Origin of the sequence: Rhizobium sp. GN54 (genome assembly GCF_021026345.1) — a bacterium.
Classification (GTDB): domain Bacteria; phylum Pseudomonadota; class Alphaproteobacteria; order Rhizobiales; family Rhizobiaceae; genus Mycoplana.
In genome coordinates, this window is the sequence record NZ_JAJNCZ010000001.1 from 237,669 (window position 1) to 253,542 (window position 15,874).

Consider the following 15,874-nt stretch of genomic DNA (forward strand, 5'->3'; position numbering starts at 1 on the left):
GGAGATGTCCGGCAGGACAGAGGGGGGTAAAGTCCCATGCCGCTGATCAATCTGCCGGCCTTCGCCCCCGACCTCCTCGCAGACTTCGCAAGCCTCGGCACCGAGCGTGTGGATACGCCGGTGATCCAGCCGGCGGAGCCCTTCCTCGACATGGCGGGGGAGGATCTGCGGCGGCGCATCTTCATGACCGAGAGCGAGACCGGCGAGAGCCTGTGCCTGCGTCCGGAATTCACCATTCCCGTCTGCCTGCGTCATATCGAGAGCGCGACGGGCACGCCGCGCCGCTATGCCTATCTCGGCGAAGTGTTCCGCCAGCGGCGCGAGGGCGGCAGCGAGTTCTACCAGGCCGGCATCGAGGATCTCGGCGAGGGCGACGTCGCCGGCGCCGATGCCCGTGCCGTCCATGACGCGCTGAAGGTGCTCGCAAACCGGCTGCCGGGGCGCACGCTGAAGGTGGTGCTGGGCGACCAGTCGGTGTTCGAGGCGGTGGTCGCCGCCTGCGGCCTGCCCGCCGGCTGGCAGAAGCGGCTGATCCATGCCTTCGGCAACCAGCATCGCCTGCGCGGCCTGCTGGCCGAACTCTCCGAACCGGCCGCCAAGGGCGTGTTCGGCGCGGAGGTCGAGCGGCTGGCCATCCTCGGCATCCTCGACGACGAGGCGCGGCTCGAAAGCCACATCGACGGGACGATGCAGGCGACCGGCTACTCCACCAATGCCAGCCGTAGCCCGGCCGAGATCGCCCGCCGGCTGCGCGAGAAGATGGAACTCGCCAGCACCCGCCTCGACGCGCGCACGCTTGCGACGCTGCGCGCCTTCCTGTCGATCGAGCTTGCGCTCGCCGATGCGCCGGCCGCCCTCCACGATTTCGCCCGCAGCCACGGGCTCGCCATCGACGACGCGCTGTCGCGGTTCGATGCCCGCACCCGCGCGCTCGCCGCAGCCGGCGTCGACACGGCGGCGATCACCTATCGCAGTGCCTTCGGCCGCCCGCTCGACTATTACACCGGTCTCGTCTTCGAGATCGCCACCGGCGACGATCCGGCCGTGCTCGCCGGCGGCGGGCGGTTCGACCGGCTGATGACGCTGCTCGGCGCGAAGACGCGCATCCCCGCCGTCGGCTTCTCGCTCTGGCTCGACCGCATCGAGCAGGCGATCGCACGGCCGGCAGATCAGGCGACCACTCAGGGAGCGCGCGCATGACGGTCACCATCGCGCTTCCCTCCAAGGGCCGCATGAAGGAGGACGCCTCGGAGATCTTCCGGCGCGCCGGCTATACCATCGCCTCCGTCGGCAACGACCGCTCCTATCGCGGCCGCGTCGAGGGCCGCGACGATATCGAAATCGCCTTTCTCTCGGCCTCCGAGATCTCGCGCGAGATCGGCAACGGCACCGTCGACTTCGGCGTCACCGGCGAGGACCTGGTGCGCGAGGGACTGGCCCAGGCCGACGAGCGCGTCGAATTCTGCGCCCGCCTCGGTTTCGGCCACGCCGACGTCGTCGTCGCCGTGCCGGAGATCTGGCTGGACGTCGAGACCATGGCCGACCTCGGCGATGTCGCCGCCGATTTCCGCGCCCGCCACGGCCGCCGGCTGACGATCGCCACCAAGTACTGGCGGCTGACGCAGCAGTTCTTCTCCGGCAATCACGGCATCCAGCTCTACCGCATCGTCGAAAGCCTCGGCGCCACCGAGGGCGCGCCCGCCTCCGGCTCCGCCGACATCATCGTCGACATCACCTCCACCGGCTCGACGCTGCGCGCCAACAATCTCAAGATCCTCTCCGACGGGGTGATCCTGGGATCCGAGGCCTGCCTCGTCCGCGCCCGCAAGGCCGGCCACGACGCCGACCCGGTGGTCGGCGAGATCATCGCAGCGGTCCGCGGCGCGCTCTGAGGTGTGGGGGTAGCCGGAAGACGGCCGTCAGCCCAAACACCCGTCACGCCGGACTAGATCCGGCGTCCAGCCCGCGCAAGTCCTTGCGCGGAAAAGTGCTTTCCCCGCGCCGCCGACGCGGCGCTGCTGGACACCGGCTCGGGGGCCGGTGTGACGGAGGCGTGCGGCCTGTCCGAAAGTGACTGCTCGGCACAGTCGCGCCCTGGTCGCGGCCGCCACCTTGTCCGTCGCGATACATTCCCCCCGTCATGCCGGCCCCGAGCCGGCATCCAGCCCGCGCAAGTCCTTGCGCGGAAAAGTGCTTTTCCCGCGCCGCCGACGCGGCGCTGCTAGACACCGGCTCGGGGGGCGGTGTGACGGCGGAGATGGGCGCTGACCGATCCGATCGATTGAAAGGCGACCAACGGCTCGATGGTGGAGACCTGGTAACGCCGTCCTTCCACCCCCTTTCCCCGCGCAATCCTTCACCCTATCTATGCTGCACCGCAAAGCACGAGGAGCAGTCCGTGACCGATCTTTCCGCCTTTCCGATCACCAAGAAGTGGCCCGCCAGGAACCCCGATATCATCCAGCTCTATTCCCTGCCGACGCCGAACGGCGTGAAGGTGTCGATCGCGCTCGAGGAACTCGGCCTTCCCTACGAGCCGCACCGGATCGAGTTCGGGCCCAACGACCAGAAGACGCCGGAATTCGTCTCGCTGAACCCGAACGGCCGCATCCCGGCGATCATCGATCCCAACGGCCCGGACGGCAAGCCGATCGGCCTGTTCGAATCCGGCGCGATCCTGTGGTATCTCGCCGAGAAGACCGGCAAGCTGATCCCCGCCGATCCCGCGAGGAAGTACGAGACGCTCTGCTGGGTGATGTTCCAGATGGGCGGGGTCGGGCCGATGCTCGGCCAGTTCGGCCATTTCTACAAGTTCGCCGCCGAGAAGGTCGCCAACAATTCCTATCCGATGGAGCGCTACCGCGACGAGGCCAGGCGCCTGCTCGGCGTGATGGAAGCGCAGCTGAAGGACCGGCAGTGGATCGTCGGCGACACCTATACGGTGGCCGACATCGCGCTGTTTCCCTGGGTGCGCGGCGCCGATGTCTTCTATGGCGGCCGCGACGTCATCGGCTATGGCGATTTCCCCGCCGTGATGGAGTGGCTCGACCGCTGCATGGCCCGGCCGGCCTCGCAGAGGGGGATCGACATACCCGTCAAGGCCACGGCCGAGGCGTGACGCAAAGGGGCGAGCGGGCGGCGCGTTGACACGTTGACGCCGCCCGCTCCGGCGCGCTACCTCTTGGCGCAAAAGAATGAGGGTAGGAACATCGTCGTGACGGGAAGATTGGTAGTCGTCGGCGGCGGCCAGGCTGCGTTTGCACTGGTCGCCAGGCTCCGGGCGCTGAAGGATATGCGGCCGATCACCATCGTCAGCGCCGAGGCCAGCCCGCCCTACCAGCGCCCGCCGCTGTCGAAGAAGTACCTGCTCGGCGAGGCCGACCTCGGCCGGCTGCATTTCCGTCCCGAAACCTGGTACCCGGAAAACGACGTCGATCTCAGGCTGTCGACCGAGGTCACCGCGATCGACCGGGAAAGGAAGACCGTCACGCTCAGTGACGGCTCCGAACTCGCCTATGCCTGTCTCGCGCTCGCCACGGGTGCGACACCCCGGCGCCTGCCGGCAGAGATCGGCGGCGCGCTGAAGGGCGTCTACACCGTCCGCGACTATCTCGACGCCGACCGGATCGGGCTCGAGATGAGCGAGGGCCGGCGCGCGCTGATCGTCGGCGGCGGCTATATCGGGCTGGAAGCTGCGGCCGTCGCCCGCGGCCGGGGGCTTGACGTCACCGTCATCGAGATGGCCGACCGTATCCTCCAGCGCGTGGCCTCGCCCGCGACCGCGACCATCCTCAAGGCCATCCACATCGCCCGCGGCGTCGACGTCCGCGAAAAGACCGGCCTTGTCCGGCTGATCGGCGAGGACGGCCGGGTCACCGGCGCCGAACTCTCCGACGGCTTCGTGCTCCCCGCCGACATCGTCATCGTCGGCATCGGCGTTTCCGCCAACGACCGGCTCGCCCGCGAGGCGGGTCTGGAGGTCGAAAACGGCATTGTCGTCGACGCGCACGCCCGCACCTCCGATCCGGCGATCTTCGCCATGGGGGACTGCGCGGTGCTGCCCTTCGAGGGAAGCCGGGTGCGGCTGGAATCGGTGCAGAACGCCGTGGACCAGGCCGAGGCCGCCGCCGCCGTCATCGCCGGCGGAACCGATCCGTACCTGCCCAGGCCCTGGTTCTGGTCGGACCAGTACGACGTCAAGCTGCAGATCGCCGGCTTCTGCGCCGGCTATGACGATACGCTCGTCCGCCCCGGCCAGCGCGAGGGCAGCGTCTCGGTCTGGTATTTCCGCGCCGGCCGCCTGATCGCCGTCGACGCGGTCAACGACGCCAAAGCCTATGTCGTCGGCAAGAAGCTGCTGGAGCAAGGCCGCACGCCGGACCGGGCCGCACTGGAGGACCCGGCGACGGACCTCAAGGCGCTCACGCTCTGAGGCTTTCGGCGGCCGGACCGCCGCGGCCGGCCGGCGCGACTGGTTCGATCCCAGCCCGCCGGCGATTCGCCTTTCGTTAAGTATTTTCTCATGAATGCAAGTGCTTGAACGGCGCGTTCGGGCGCTGATTCATCCATTTTTCAGCTTTGTCCGGCGGAGTGCACGCGAAAGTTGGACGACCGGAATTTCGATGTTGCGCATTCTCACCTGTATCACCGTGGAACATGATCTGCGGTTGGTTCTCCTCGCCGCCATAATCTGCCTGCTCGCCTGCTATGCCGCGGTCTCGCTGCTGCAGCGGGCGCGCTCCGCCGCAGGACGGGCACGGGCGCTCTGGCTCGGCGCTGCCGGCGTCGCCAGCGGCTTCGGCATCTGGGCGACGCATTTCATCGCCATGCTCGCCTACGATCCTGGCGTCGTGATGGGCTATGGCACGCAACTGACGCTGGGCTCGCTCGCCGTCGCGATCGCCGTGACGGCGGCGGGCGCCGCGATCGCGACCTGCCTGCCGGGCATGGCCGCAATTGCCGGCGGCGGGCTTGTCGTGGCTGCCGGCATCGCCACCATGCACTATCTCGGCATGGCGGCGCTCGAACTCCCCGGCCGGATCGAGTGGGACCGGGCGCTCGTCGCATTTTCGCTGGCTGGCGGCGCCGCCTTCTGCAGCACCGCATTCATCGTCCTGCACAGGCATCGCGGGGCAGGGGCGCGCATCGCCGCCGGCGTGCTGATGGCGCTCGGCGTGGTGAGCCTCCATTTCGTCAGCATGGCTGCGGTGACGGTCGTCCCGGAACCGGTTCTGGCCGACGACACCATGACGCTTTCGCCCGAACTGATGGCGCCGCTGATCGCCACCGTCGCCTTCTCGCTGCTCTTCTGCGGCCTCACGGCGGCCTTCCTGGCCCGTCAGGCGGAGACGGCGATGAACGAGAGCACGCGCCTTTTCGCCGTTCTCGTGCAGGGCGTGTCCGACTACGCGATCTACATGCTGGATCCGGACGGTATCGTCGCCAACTGGAACGTCGGCGCCGAGCGCAACATGGGCTACGGGGCGGACGAGATCGTCGGCCGGCATTTCTCGCGCTTCTACAGCGAGGAGCATCAGGCCGCGGGCGTGCCGCAGCAATCGCTTCAGGTCGCCTTCGAGCAGGGAAAGCACGAGGCCGAAGGCTGGCGCCATCGCAAGGACGGAACGCGCTTCTGGGCCCACGTCATCATCGATCCGATCTGCGATGCCGACGGGGCGCTGATCGGCTATGCCACCATCACCAAAGACGTGACCAAGGAAAAGGCCGACGCCGACCGCATCGCCGAGGTCAGCCGGAACCTCGATCTGGCGCTCGAGAACATGTCCCAGGGCCTGTTCCTGTTCGACCGCGACGAGCGGCTGGTGCTTTCCAACCGGCGCAGCGCCGAGATCCTCGGCTTCCCGGTCGGCCGGCCGGACGTCGGCACGACCTTCAAGGAACTGATCGACCGGGCGATGGCAGACAGCCACTGGCTGCCCGAAATCTGGCAGCCGCTGGCCGCCGAATTCTATGGGCGCCATCGCCAGCTCATCACGAGTGGCGGCGGATCGATGGTGGAAAAGCTCTCGACCGGCGCTTCCGTGCAGGTCCGCTACCGCACCCTGCCGGATGGCGGCTGGGTCGCCACCTACGAGGACATCTCCGAGCGGCTCAGAAACGAGGAGCAGATCGCCTACATGGCGCGGCACGACAGCTTAACGGGCCTGCCGAACCGTGCGGATTTCACCGATACGCTCGCTGTCGCGATCGAGGATGCGCGGCATTCGTCCGGTAAGGTCGCGGCGATCGGCATCGACCTCGACAAGTTCAAGGAGGTCAACGACACGCGCGGCCATGCCACCGGCGATCTCGTCCTGACGACGCTGGCGCAGCGCATGCAGGCCTGCCTCGAGCCGGGCGAGACGGTCGCGCGTTTCGGTGGCGACGAGTTCGCCGCCAGCAAGCGATACGACGATATGGCCGAGCTCGAGGCGTTCATCGAGAGGCTGGAGCGCTGCTTCCACGAGCCAATCGAGATCGACGGCCTCGAGATCAAGCCGGGCGCCAGCCTCGGCGTGGCCATCTATCCGCAGGACGCCGACAATCTCGAGGCGCTGCTCAACAATGCCGACCTCGCCATGTATCGCGCCAAGGACGAGCTGGTCCAGACGGTCTGCTTCTACGAGGTCTCGATGGACGAGGCGGCCCGCAGCCGGCGCGTTCTCGCCAAGGATCTGTGGCTTGCCGCCGAACGCGACGAGTTCCGCCTGCACTACCAGGTCCAGAAGGCGGTCGAGACCGGTGCGGTGACCGGATACGAGGTGCTCTTGCGCTGGCTTCACCCCGAGCGCGGCATGGTCTCCCCGATGGAGTTCATCCCCGTCGCCGAGGAATGCGGGGCGATCCTGCCGATCGGCGAATGGGTGCTGCGGGAGGCCTGCCGGGAGGCGGCGAGCTGGGCGGAGCCGCACAAGATTGCGGTCAATCTCTCGCCGGTCCAACTGGCCAATGCCGATGTCGCCGATCTCGTCCTGCGGGTCCTGATGGAAACCGGCCTTGCCCCGCACCGGCTGGAGCTCGAAATCACCGAAACGACGATCATCCGCGACAAGGACCGCGCGCTGCAGACGCTCGGCCTGATCCGCGCGCTCGGCGTGACCATCGCGATCGACGACTTCGGCACCGGCTATTCGTCGCTCGAAACGCTGCGCTCGTTCCCCTTCGACAAGATCAAGCTCGACCGCAGCTTCATGGTCGAGGTGGAGGACAATCCGCAGGCCAAGGCGATCCTGCGGGCGATCGTCGCTTTGGGGCAGACGCTGGAGATACCGGTGCTGGCCGAAGGCGTCGAAACCCGGGAGCAGCTCGGCATCCTGCTGCACGAGGGCTGCGACCAGGCGCAGGGCTACTACCTCGGCCGCCCCGCGCCGATGGCGTCTGCCGGCCGCGCAAAGGTGGCCTGAGCGCGGCCTCGTGAGCCGTGCCGGCGGCGGGACCGCGCGGCCGCCTCCGGTCTACTGCTGGGGGACGACCGTGCCGGGGGTGTCGAGCTGGAAGCGCGGGAAGATGAAAACGCCGATGATCGCGCCCGCATAGCGCTGCTCCAGCCCCATGGACTCGCCGACGCACATGACCGGCTGCCGCGGCGTGCCGCCGGCCTCGATCGTGGTCGAAAAGCAGAAGGAGGACGAGATCGTGGCCGCCTGCTCGAACAGTTCGAGCACGTGGCTGCGGTCCTGTGCCGTGTAGCAGCGGACGAGATTGAGCAGGCCGCAATTGCGCTGCTCCAGCCCGTGCAGGCGGGCGGCCCTTTCCCCGAGCTGAAAGAGGCCGTTGGACAGGTCTCCGGTCCAGCGTTCGGTCAGGCAATATTGCGCCAGGTACTCGTTGTCGACCTGGTCGAAGCCGATCGAACCCGGAAGAAAAGGCATTGTGAAAGTGGATCTTGCAATCTTGAACAAAATGAACCCCAGCCGGCAGGTCCGACCTGCCCGCGCACCCCTTGGGAAGCGCACCGTCCCCCGATGAGCAGACCGGCAAAGATGCGGGCTTTGCCGGTACGCATATTGCAGTGATGTCGGCAGCTTCGGGGAATATGACTGGCCAGCAGCCAACTCGATCCCTCATCGCGCCGACAACCTGATATTGATCGCTATGCTGACTTCAAAGGGCTCGCGGACACACGGATAGCGCGAAATGCACATTTTGTGCCGTGCTTCCTGAACCCTGCTCCCGTTTAGAGTCCGTTAAGTTTTTGGGGTATCTACACTGCCTCGACTGCAACCGGCAATGGGTTGCATCCAAAAAACGGAATATATCAAGTAAATTCGAAGTTGCTAAGTAAGTAGATGAAAAAAAGGGGCGACCCGAAGGCCGCCCCCATGGTTGTAGCCGGATGCGATCCGATTACATCATGCCGTCCATGCCCATGCCGCCCATGCCGCCAGGCATGCCGGCCGGAGCGTCCTTCTTCGGCAGCTCGGCGATCATGGCTTCCGTCGTGATCAGCAGCGAGGCAACCGAAGCGGCGTTCTGCAGAGCGGTGCGCACGACCTTGACCGGATCGACGATGCCGAGCTGGATCAGGTCGCCATATTCGCCGGTCTGGGCGTTGTAGCCGTAGTTGTCTTCGTTCTTGTCGAGGATCTTGCCCACGACGATCGAAGCTTCGTCACCGGCATTGTCGGCGATCTGGCGAACCAGGGCCTGCAGAGCCTTGCGGACGATGTTGATGCCGGCTTCCTGGTCGTCGTTCTCACCCTTTGCGGTGATCTTCGTCGACGAACGGAGCAGGGCAACGCCGCCGCCCGGTACGATACCTTCCTGAACGGCAGCGCGCGTCGCGTTGAGGGCGTCGTCGATGCGGTCCTTCTTTTCCTTCACTTCGACTTCCGTCGAGCCGCCGACGCGGATGACGGCAACGCCGCCGGCGAGCTTGGCAAGACGTTCCTGCAGCTTCTCGCGGTCGTAGTCGGAGGTGGTCTCTTCGATCTGGGCCTTGATCTGCGCGACGCGGCCTTCGATTTCAGCCTTCTGGCCGGCACCGTCGACGATCGTCGTGTTTTCCTTGGAGATCGAAACCTTCTTCGAACGGCCGAGCATGTCGAGCGTTACGTTTTCGAGCTTGATGCCGAGGTCTTCGGAGATGACCGTGCCGCCCGTGAGGATGGCGATGTCTTCCAGCATGGCCTTGCGGCGGTCGCCGAAGCCCGGAGCCTTGACGGCAGCGATCTTGAGGCCGCCACGCAGCTTGTTGACGACGAGCGTTGCAAGAGCTTCGCCTTCGACGTCTTCAGCGATGATGACGAGCGGCTTGCCGGTCTGGACGACGGCTTCGAGAACCGGGAGCATGGCCTGCAGGTTCGAGAGCTTCTTCTCGTGGAGGAGAATGAAGGCGTCTTCGAGGTCGGCGATCATCTTTTCCGGGTTGGTCACGAAGTAGGGCGACAGGTAGCCGCGGTCGAACTGCATGCCTTCGACGACTTCGAGTTCGGTCTCGGCGGTCTTGGCTTCTTCAACCGTGATGACGCCTTCGTTGCCGACCTTCTGCATGGCTTCGGCAATGTCGAGGCCGATCTGCTTTTCGCCGTTGGCGGAGATCGTGCCGACCTGTGCGACTTCTTCCGAGGTGTTGATCTTCTTGGCCTTGGCCTGGAGATCCTTGACGACTTCGGCAACGGCAAGATCGATGCCGCGCTTCAGGTCCATCGGGTTCATGCCGGCTGCAACGGCCTTGCCGCCTTCGCGGACGATGGCCTGGGCGAGAACAGTTGCGGTCGTGGTGCCGTCGCCGGCGATGTCGTTGGTCTTCGAAGCGACTTCGCGGACCATCTGGGCGCCCATGTTCTCGAACTTGTCTTCCAGTTCGATTTCCTTGGCGACCGATACGCCGTCCTTGGTGATGCGCGGAGCGCCGAAGGACTTGTCGATGATGACGTTGCGACCCTTCGGGCCGAGCGTGACCTTGACGGCGTCAGCGAGAACATCGACGCCGCGCAGCATCTTTTCGCGCGCGGTGCGGCCGAACTTGATTTCTTTAGCTGCCATTTTGAGAACTCCTGAAAAGAGGTGTCAGCGATATTTCAGTGAAGGCAAGCGGCTGGAAATCAGCCGATGATGCCCATGATGTCGGCTTCCTTCATGATCAGAAGGTCTTCGCCGTTGATCTTGACTTCGGTGCCGGACCACTTGCCGAACAGGACGCGGTCGCCGGCCTTGACGTCGAGTGCGACGACCTTGCCGGATTCGTCACGGGCGCCGGAGCCGACGGCGACGATTTCGCCTTCCTGCGGCTTTTCCTTTGCGGTATCGGGAATGATGATGCCGCCCTTGGTCTTTTCTTCGGATTCAACGCGACGGACGACGACGCGGTCGTGAAGCGGACGGAAATTGGTGGTTGCCATTGTCTAATCCCTCGATCAAATGACATTCTCGGATCGGAAACGATCCGGCGGATTGGTGTTAGCACTCACTCCTGTCGAGTGCTAGCGAAGCCGAGATAGGCTTGGCCCCGGACGGAGTCAAGGACGGCCTTCCAGAAAATATTCTCCGGCCACGGTCGGCGCGCGGCCGTTTCGTTCCGTTTTGCCCGATGCGGCGTGCATGGATTGCTCGCAAGCCTGCCGTGGCGCTCCCCGCAAGCGGTCGCCGGTTTCTTTCGCCTGCCTGCGATTTTGCCATTTGGGCCTTGTTTTCTTGGCCGGGCTTTGCGATGTCACCCGGGCCCTCAGCATCGGATAAACAGCATGGCCAAGCGCATTCAGTCCTTCAGCGAGATCACCGAACACTACGACGTGGTGCTTTGCGACGTCTGGGGCGTCCTGCACAACGGCGTGGAAGCGTTCCGGGAAGCCTCGCGGGCGCTGGCGAGCGCGCGCCAGGCTGGACTTACGGTGGTGCTGATCACCAATTCGCCGCGCCCCTTTCCGGGCGTGAAGGTGCAGATCCGCGACCTCGGCGTGCTCGACGAGGCCTATGACCGCATCGTCACCTCCGGCGACGTGACGCGGGCGCTGATCGCCTCCGGCCCGGACAGGATCTACTTCATCGGCGCGGAAAAGGACCTTGCCCTGCTCGACGGCCTCGGCGTCGAGGCCGTTTCCGCAAGCGAGGCCGGCATCGTCGTCTGCGCCGGCTTGCGAAACGACGAGAGCGAGACGGCGGAGGATTACCGCGGCGAACTGGAAGTGCTGAGCGGCCGCCACCTGCCGTTCATCTGCGCCAACCCGGACCTCGTCGTCGAGCGCGGCCACCGCCTGATCCCCTGCGCCGGTGCGCTCGCCAAGCTCTATGACGATCTCGGCGGCAGCACCCTGATTGCCGGAAAACCGCATCGGCCGATCTACGAGAAGTCGCTGGAGGAAGCCCGCGACGTCCGCGGTCCGTTCGATCTCTCCCGCGTGATCGCGATCGGCGACGGCATGCCAACCGACGTCCGCGGTGCGCAGGCCTATGGGCTGGACGTGCTCTACGTCTCCGGCGGCATCCATGCGCAGGAATATGTCGTCGACGGGCAGACCGACGAGGCAGCGCTCCAGGCATTTCTGGAGCGGGAGAAGGCGTCTGCGAAATGGTGGATGCCCAGGCTGCAGTGACAGGACGGACGAAAGCGCCATGACCGTTTTCCACCGCAACGAGACGAAGCAGCCGCTGCCGGATCATCTTCGCGGCGGGGTCGTGGCGATCGGCAATTTCGACGGCGTTCACCGCGGCCACCAGTCGGTGCTGAACCGGGCGCTCGAGATCGCCCGTGAACGCGGGGTGCCGGCGCTTCTCCTGACCTTCGAGCCGCATCCGCGCAGCGTCTTCCGCCCCGACCAGCCGGTCTTCCGGCTGACGCCGGCGCCGCTGAAGGCGCGCATCCTGGAGGGCATGGGTTTCGCCGCGGTGATCGAATACCCCTTCAACCGCCAGTTCGCCCTGATGTCGGCCGGCGAGTTCGTCGCAGGCGTGCTGCGGGACTGGCTGCATGCCGGCCACGTCGTCACCGGCTTCGACTTCCATTTCGGCAAGGGCAGGGAAGGCGGCCCGGCCTTCATGATCGCCGCCGGCGAGCAGAATGGTTTCGGCGTGACCCTGGTCGATGCCTTCCGCGACGAGAACGCCGACGTCATCTCCTCCAGCCGCATCCGGGCGCTGCTCTGCGAGGGGGCGGTGACGGAGGCAGCCGGCCTGCTCGGCTACCGCTACACCGTCGAGGCCGAGGTCATCGGCGGCAAGCAGCTCGGCCGCGCGCTCGGCTTTCCGACCGCCAACATGCAATTGCCGCCGGAAGCCGCGCTGCGCAACGGCATCTATGCCGTCCGCTTCCGCCGTCCCGGCGGAACGATCCACGACGGCGTCGCCAGCTTCGGCCGTCGGCCGACGGTGGACAGCGACGGCGCGCCGCTTCTGGAAACCTTCGTCTTCGACTTCGAAGGCGACCTCTACGGCGAGATCTGTACCGTCTCCTTCTTCGAGCATCTGCGCGACGAGCTGAAGTTCGACGGGCTGGACGCGCTGGTCGTCCAGATCAGGCGCGACGAGGAGGAGGCGCGGGCGCTGCTCTCCGGCGTGCGCCCGATCGGCGAGATCGACGCCCGGATCGCATTCTGAGCCGGGCCGCGCAGCATTCGTCGCTTCCGTGTCCGTTGTTTCCGATATCGGCTATTCGGGCCGCGCCCCTCTTTCCTTTTCGGGCAAAAACACATAAACAACCGCCACCATGGCGCCACACAGCTTTTGTGTCATATCCCGAATTAGTGGCCCGGCCTTCCGCGCGCTCTGAGCGAGGCCGGGAGGTCCGGGTTCCTGGGCGTTCCGATGCGCCCGCGCCGTTACCGACAATTTTCCCTGCCTGCGCGAAAGATCGCGCGATGAAACGATTGCTTGAGCCATGACCGACACGTCCGAGAAGATCGACTATTCCTCCACGCTCTACCTGCCGCAGACGGATTTCCCGATGCGCGCCGGCCTGCCGCAGAAGGAGCCCGAGACCGTGGCCCGCTGGCAGAAGATGGGGCTCTACAAGCAACTGCGCGCGTCTGCCGCCGGCCGCGAAAAGTTCGTGCTGCACGACGGCCCGCCCTATGCCAACGGCAACATCCATATCGGCCACGCGCTGAACAAGATCCTGAAGGACGTCATCAACCGCTCGTTCCAGATGCGCGGCTATGACGCCAACTACGTGCCCGGCTGGGACTGCCACGGCCTTCCGATCGAATGGAAGATCGAGGAGAAGTACCGCGAGAAGGGCCAGAACAAGGACGAGGTTCCGGTCAACGAGTTCCGCCAGGAATGCCGCGACTTCGCCACCGGCTGGATCAAGGTCCAGTCGGACGAGTTCAAGCGCCTCGGCATCGAGGGCGACTTCGACAACCCCTACACGACGATGAACTTCCACGCCGAGGCCCGCATCGCCGGCGAACTGATGAAGATCGCCAGGAGCGGCCAGCTCTACCGCGGCTCCAAGCCGATCATGTGGTCGGTGGTCGAGCGCACGGCACTTGCGGAGGCCGAGGTCGAATACGCCGACGTCGAGAGCGACATGATCTGGGTGAAGTTCCCGGTCAAGGAAGGCCCCGACGCTCTTGCCGGCACCTTCGTCGTCATCTGGACCACGACCCCCTGGACGATCCCCGGCAACCGCGCGATCGCCTATTCTTCGCGCTATGCCTATGGCCTCTACGAGGTCGCGACGGCCGAGAACGACTTCGGCCCGCAGCCGGGCGAGAAGCTGATCTTCGCCAAGCGCCTTGCCGACGAGTCCGCCGCCAAGGCCAAGCTGACCTTCAACTTCGTCCGCGACATCGAGGGCGACGAACTGGCCGCGATCACCTGCGCCCATCCGCTGCATGGCCTCGGCGGCGGCTACGACTTCAAGGTGCCGCTGCTGGACGGCGACCACGTCACCGACGATGCCGGCACCGGCTTCGTCCACACCGCCCCCAGCCACGGCCGCGAGGACTTCGACGCCTGGATGGACAAGGCGCGCGAACTGGAGCAGCGCGGCATCTCGTCTGCGATCCCGTTCCCGGTCGACGACGCCGGCTTCTACACCCTCGATGCACCGGGCTTCGGCCCCGACGCCGAGGGCGGCCCCGCCCGCGTCATCGACGACAAGGGCAAGAAGGGCGATGCCAACGACCGCGTCATCAAGGCGCTGATCGCCCGTCACGCGCTCTTTGCCCGCGGCCGGCTGAAGCATTCCTATCCGCATTCCTGGCGCTCCAAGAAGCCGGTCATCTTCCGCAACACGCCGCAGTGGTTCGTCTACATGGACAAGGAGCTCGGTGACGGCACCACGCTGCGCTCGCGCTCGCTGTCTGCCATCGACGACACCCGCTTCGTCCCCGCCACCGGCCAGAACCGCCTGCGCGCCATGATTGAGGCCCGCCCGGACTGGGTGCTCTCCCGTCAGCGCGCCTGGGGCGTGCCGATCGCGATCTTCGCCGACGAGGACGGCAACGTGCTGGTCGATGACGCCGTCAACGAACGCATCCTCGCAGCCTTCGAAGAGGAGGGCGCCGACGCCTGGTTCGCCGAGGGCGCCAAGGACCGCTTCCTCGGCAACGATCACGACCATGCCCGCTGGCAGCAGGTGATGGACATCCTCGACGTCTGGTTCGACTCGGGCTCGACGCACACCTTCACCCTCGAAGACCGTCCCGACCTGAAATGGCCGGCCGACGTCTATCTCGAAGGCTCCGACCAGCATCGCGGCTGGTTCCATTCGTCGCTGCTTGAAAGCTGCGCCACGCGCGGCCGCGCGCCCTACAACGCCGTCGTCACCCACGGGTTCACGATGGACGAGAAGGGCGAGAAGATGTCGAAGTCCAAGGGCAACGTCGTCTCGCCGCAGGACGTGATGAAGGACGCCGGCGCCGATATCCTGCGCCTCTGGGTCATGACCACCGACTACTGGGAAGACCAGCGCCTCGGCAAGACCATCATCCAGACCAACATCGACGCCTACCGCAAGCTTCGCAACACGGTGCGCTGGATGCTCGGCACGCTCGCCCACGACAAGGGCGAGGAGATCGCCTATGCCGACATGCCGGAGCTGGAAAAGCTGATGCTGCACCGGCTGTCGGAACTCGACCAGTTGGTGCGCGAGGGCTACGACGCCTTCGACTTCAAGAAGATTGCCCGCGCGCTGATCGACTTCGCCAACGTCGAGCTCTCGGCCTTCTACTTCGACGTCCGCAAGGATGCGCTCTACTGCGACGCGCCCTCCAGCCTGCGCCGCCGTTCGGCCCTGTCAGTCATCCGCAAGCTGTTCGACTGCCTCGTCCTGTGGCTGGCGCCGATGCTGCCGTTCACGACGGAAGAGGCCTGGCTGTCGCTCAAGCCCGATGCGGTCTCGGTGCATCTGGAACAGTTCCCGCAGATCCCGGCCGAGTGGCGCAACGACACGCTGGAAGCAAAGTGGGAGAAGATCCGCACGGTGCGCACCGTCGTTACCGGCGCGCTGGAGATCGAGCGCCGCGAGAAGCGGATCGGCTCGTCGCTGGAGGCGGCCCCGGTCGTCCATGTCAACGATCCGGCCCTTTTGGCCGCGCTCGAAGGCGAGGATTTCGCCGAGATCTGCATCACGTCCGCAATCACGCTGGTTGCCGGCGAGGGTCCGGCCGGGGCGTTCCGCCTTGCCGAGGTTGCAGGCGTTGCCGTCGAGCCGAAGCTTGCCGAGGGTACGAAGTGCGCCCGCTCCTGGCGGATCACCACCGATGTCGGTTCGGATCCGGACTATCCGGACGTCTCCGCGCGCGATGCGGCGGCGCTGCGCGAGATCGGTTTTCGCGCGGCCGCCTGAGGCCGCGCGATCACGAAAGGTTGTGAACAAGGCATGTAAGTGACCGGATGAATTGCGCTTTCGCGCTTCATCCGGTATTCCTGCCCGAAATTCGTCGGATTTTGCCGTCAACGCACGGCATCCGACGAATATTATCGAGGCTAT

At 65.9% G+C, this 15,874-nt stretch carries 11 protein-coding genes; 8 read left to right on the plus strand and 3 right to left on the minus strand.

The window, feature by feature from the left end; genetic code table 11:
* Window positions 1-36 precede the first annotated feature (36 nt).
* From LQK81_RS01135 to LQK81_RS01155, 5 genes are all read left to right on the plus strand, one after another.
* A complete protein-coding gene (locus LQK81_RS01135) occupies window positions 37-1,200 on the plus strand; it encodes an ATP phosphoribosyltransferase regulatory subunit (RefSeq protein WP_230802833.1) in 1,164 nt (387 codons plus the stop codon).
* Window positions 1,197-1,892, plus strand: a complete 696-nt coding sequence (gene hisG / locus LQK81_RS01140; protein WP_230802834.1) for an ATP phosphoribosyltransferase — start codon at window positions 1,197-1,199, stop codon at window positions 1,890-1,892. Before LQK81_RS01135 ends, hisG begins: the two co-directional genes overlap by 4 nt.
* A gap of 506 nt (window positions 1,893-2,398) precedes the next feature.
* A complete protein-coding gene (locus LQK81_RS01145; RefSeq protein ID WP_230802835.1) occupies window positions 2,399-3,118 on the plus strand; it encodes a glutathione S-transferase C-terminal domain-containing protein in 720 nt (239 codons plus the stop codon).
* 96 nt (window positions 3,119-3,214) lie between these two features.
* A complete protein-coding gene (locus LQK81_RS01150) occupies window positions 3,215-4,432 on the plus strand; it encodes an NAD(P)/FAD-dependent oxidoreductase (protein WP_230802836.1) in 1,218 nt (405 codons plus the stop codon).
* A 190-nt stretch (window positions 4,433-4,622) separates the two neighbouring features.
* Window positions 4,623-7,403 (plus strand): bifunctional diguanylate cyclase/phosphodiesterase, encoded by a 2,781-nt coding sequence (locus LQK81_RS01155; RefSeq protein WP_230802837.1) that lies wholly within the window; start codon window positions 4,623-4,625, stop codon window positions 7,401-7,403.
* A gap of 51 nt (window positions 7,404-7,454) precedes the next feature.
* Here the strand turns inward: LQK81_RS01155 and LQK81_RS01160 are convergent, their stop codons facing one another.
* From LQK81_RS01160 to groES, 3 genes are all read right to left on the minus strand, one after another.
* On the minus strand, window positions 7,455-7,901 hold the full coding sequence (locus tag LQK81_RS01160; protein ID WP_230802838.1) for a hypothetical protein: 447 nt from the start codon (window positions 7,899-7,901) through the stop codon (window positions 7,455-7,457).
* 445 nt (window positions 7,902-8,346) lie between these two features.
* Entirely contained in the window at window positions 8,347-9,987 is a 1,641-nt protein-coding gene (gene groL, locus LQK81_RS01165; protein ID WP_230802839.1) for a chaperonin GroEL, read from the minus strand.
* A gap of 59 nt (window positions 9,988-10,046) precedes the next feature.
* The gene (groES, locus tag LQK81_RS01170) at window positions 10,047-10,343 is read right to left on the minus strand and encodes a co-chaperone GroES (RefSeq protein ID WP_007530391.1); all 297 of its coding nucleotides are present in this window, start codon (window positions 10,341-10,343) and stop codon (window positions 10,047-10,049) included.
* A gap of 342 nt (window positions 10,344-10,685) precedes the next feature.
* On the opposite strand from groES, the gene LQK81_RS01175 reads away from it, so the two are divergent.
* The 3 genes from LQK81_RS01175 (at window position 10,686) to ileS (ending at window position 15,730) form a co-directional block, all read left to right on the plus strand.
* On the plus strand, window positions 10,686-11,534 hold the full coding sequence (locus tag LQK81_RS01175; RefSeq protein WP_230802840.1) for a TIGR01459 family HAD-type hydrolase: 849 nt from the start codon (window positions 10,686-10,688) through the stop codon (window positions 11,532-11,534).
* 19 nt (window positions 11,535-11,553) lie between these two features.
* A complete protein-coding gene (locus tag LQK81_RS01180) occupies window positions 11,554-12,534 on the plus strand; it encodes a bifunctional riboflavin kinase/FAD synthetase (RefSeq protein ID WP_230802841.1) in 981 nt (326 codons plus the stop codon).
* 280 nt (window positions 12,535-12,814) lie between these two features.
* Window positions 12,815-15,730: an isoleucine--tRNA ligase gene (gene ileS / locus LQK81_RS01185; RefSeq protein WP_230802842.1), complete on the plus strand. Its 2,916-nt coding sequence runs from the start codon at window positions 12,815-12,817 to the stop codon at window positions 15,728-15,730.
* Window positions 15,731-15,874: the final 144 nt, after the last annotated feature.

Bases quoted from the DNA above. Each gene is read 5' to 3' on its own strand.
- LQK81_RS01175 (WP_230802840.1), top strand. From the start codon at position 10,686: ATGGCCAAGCGCATTCAGTCCTTCAGCGAGATCACCGAACACTACGAC.
- groL (WP_230802839.1), bottom strand. From the start codon at position 9,987: ATGGCAGCTAAAGAAATCAAGTTCGGCCGCACCGCGCGCGAAAAGATG.
- hisG (WP_230802834.1), top strand. From the start codon at position 1,197: ATGACGGTCACCATCGCGCTTCCCTCCAAGGGCCGCATGAAGGAGGAC.
- groES (WP_007530391.1), bottom strand. From the start codon at position 10,343: ATGGCAACCACCAATTTCCGTCCGCTTCACGACCGCGTCGTCGTCCGT.
- LQK81_RS01155 (WP_230802837.1), top strand. From the start codon at position 4,623: ATGTTGCGCATTCTCACCTGTATCACCGTGGAACATGATCTGCGGTTG.
- LQK81_RS01180 (WP_230802841.1), top strand. From the start codon at position 11,554: ATGACCGTTTTCCACCGCAACGAGACGAAGCAGCCGCTGCCGGATCAT.
- LQK81_RS01135 (WP_230802833.1), top strand. From the start codon at position 37: ATGCCGCTGATCAATCTGCCGGCCTTCGCCCCCGACCTCCTCGCAGAC.
- ileS (WP_230802842.1), top strand. From the start codon at position 12,815: ATGACCGACACGTCCGAGAAGATCGACTATTCCTCCACGCTCTACCTG.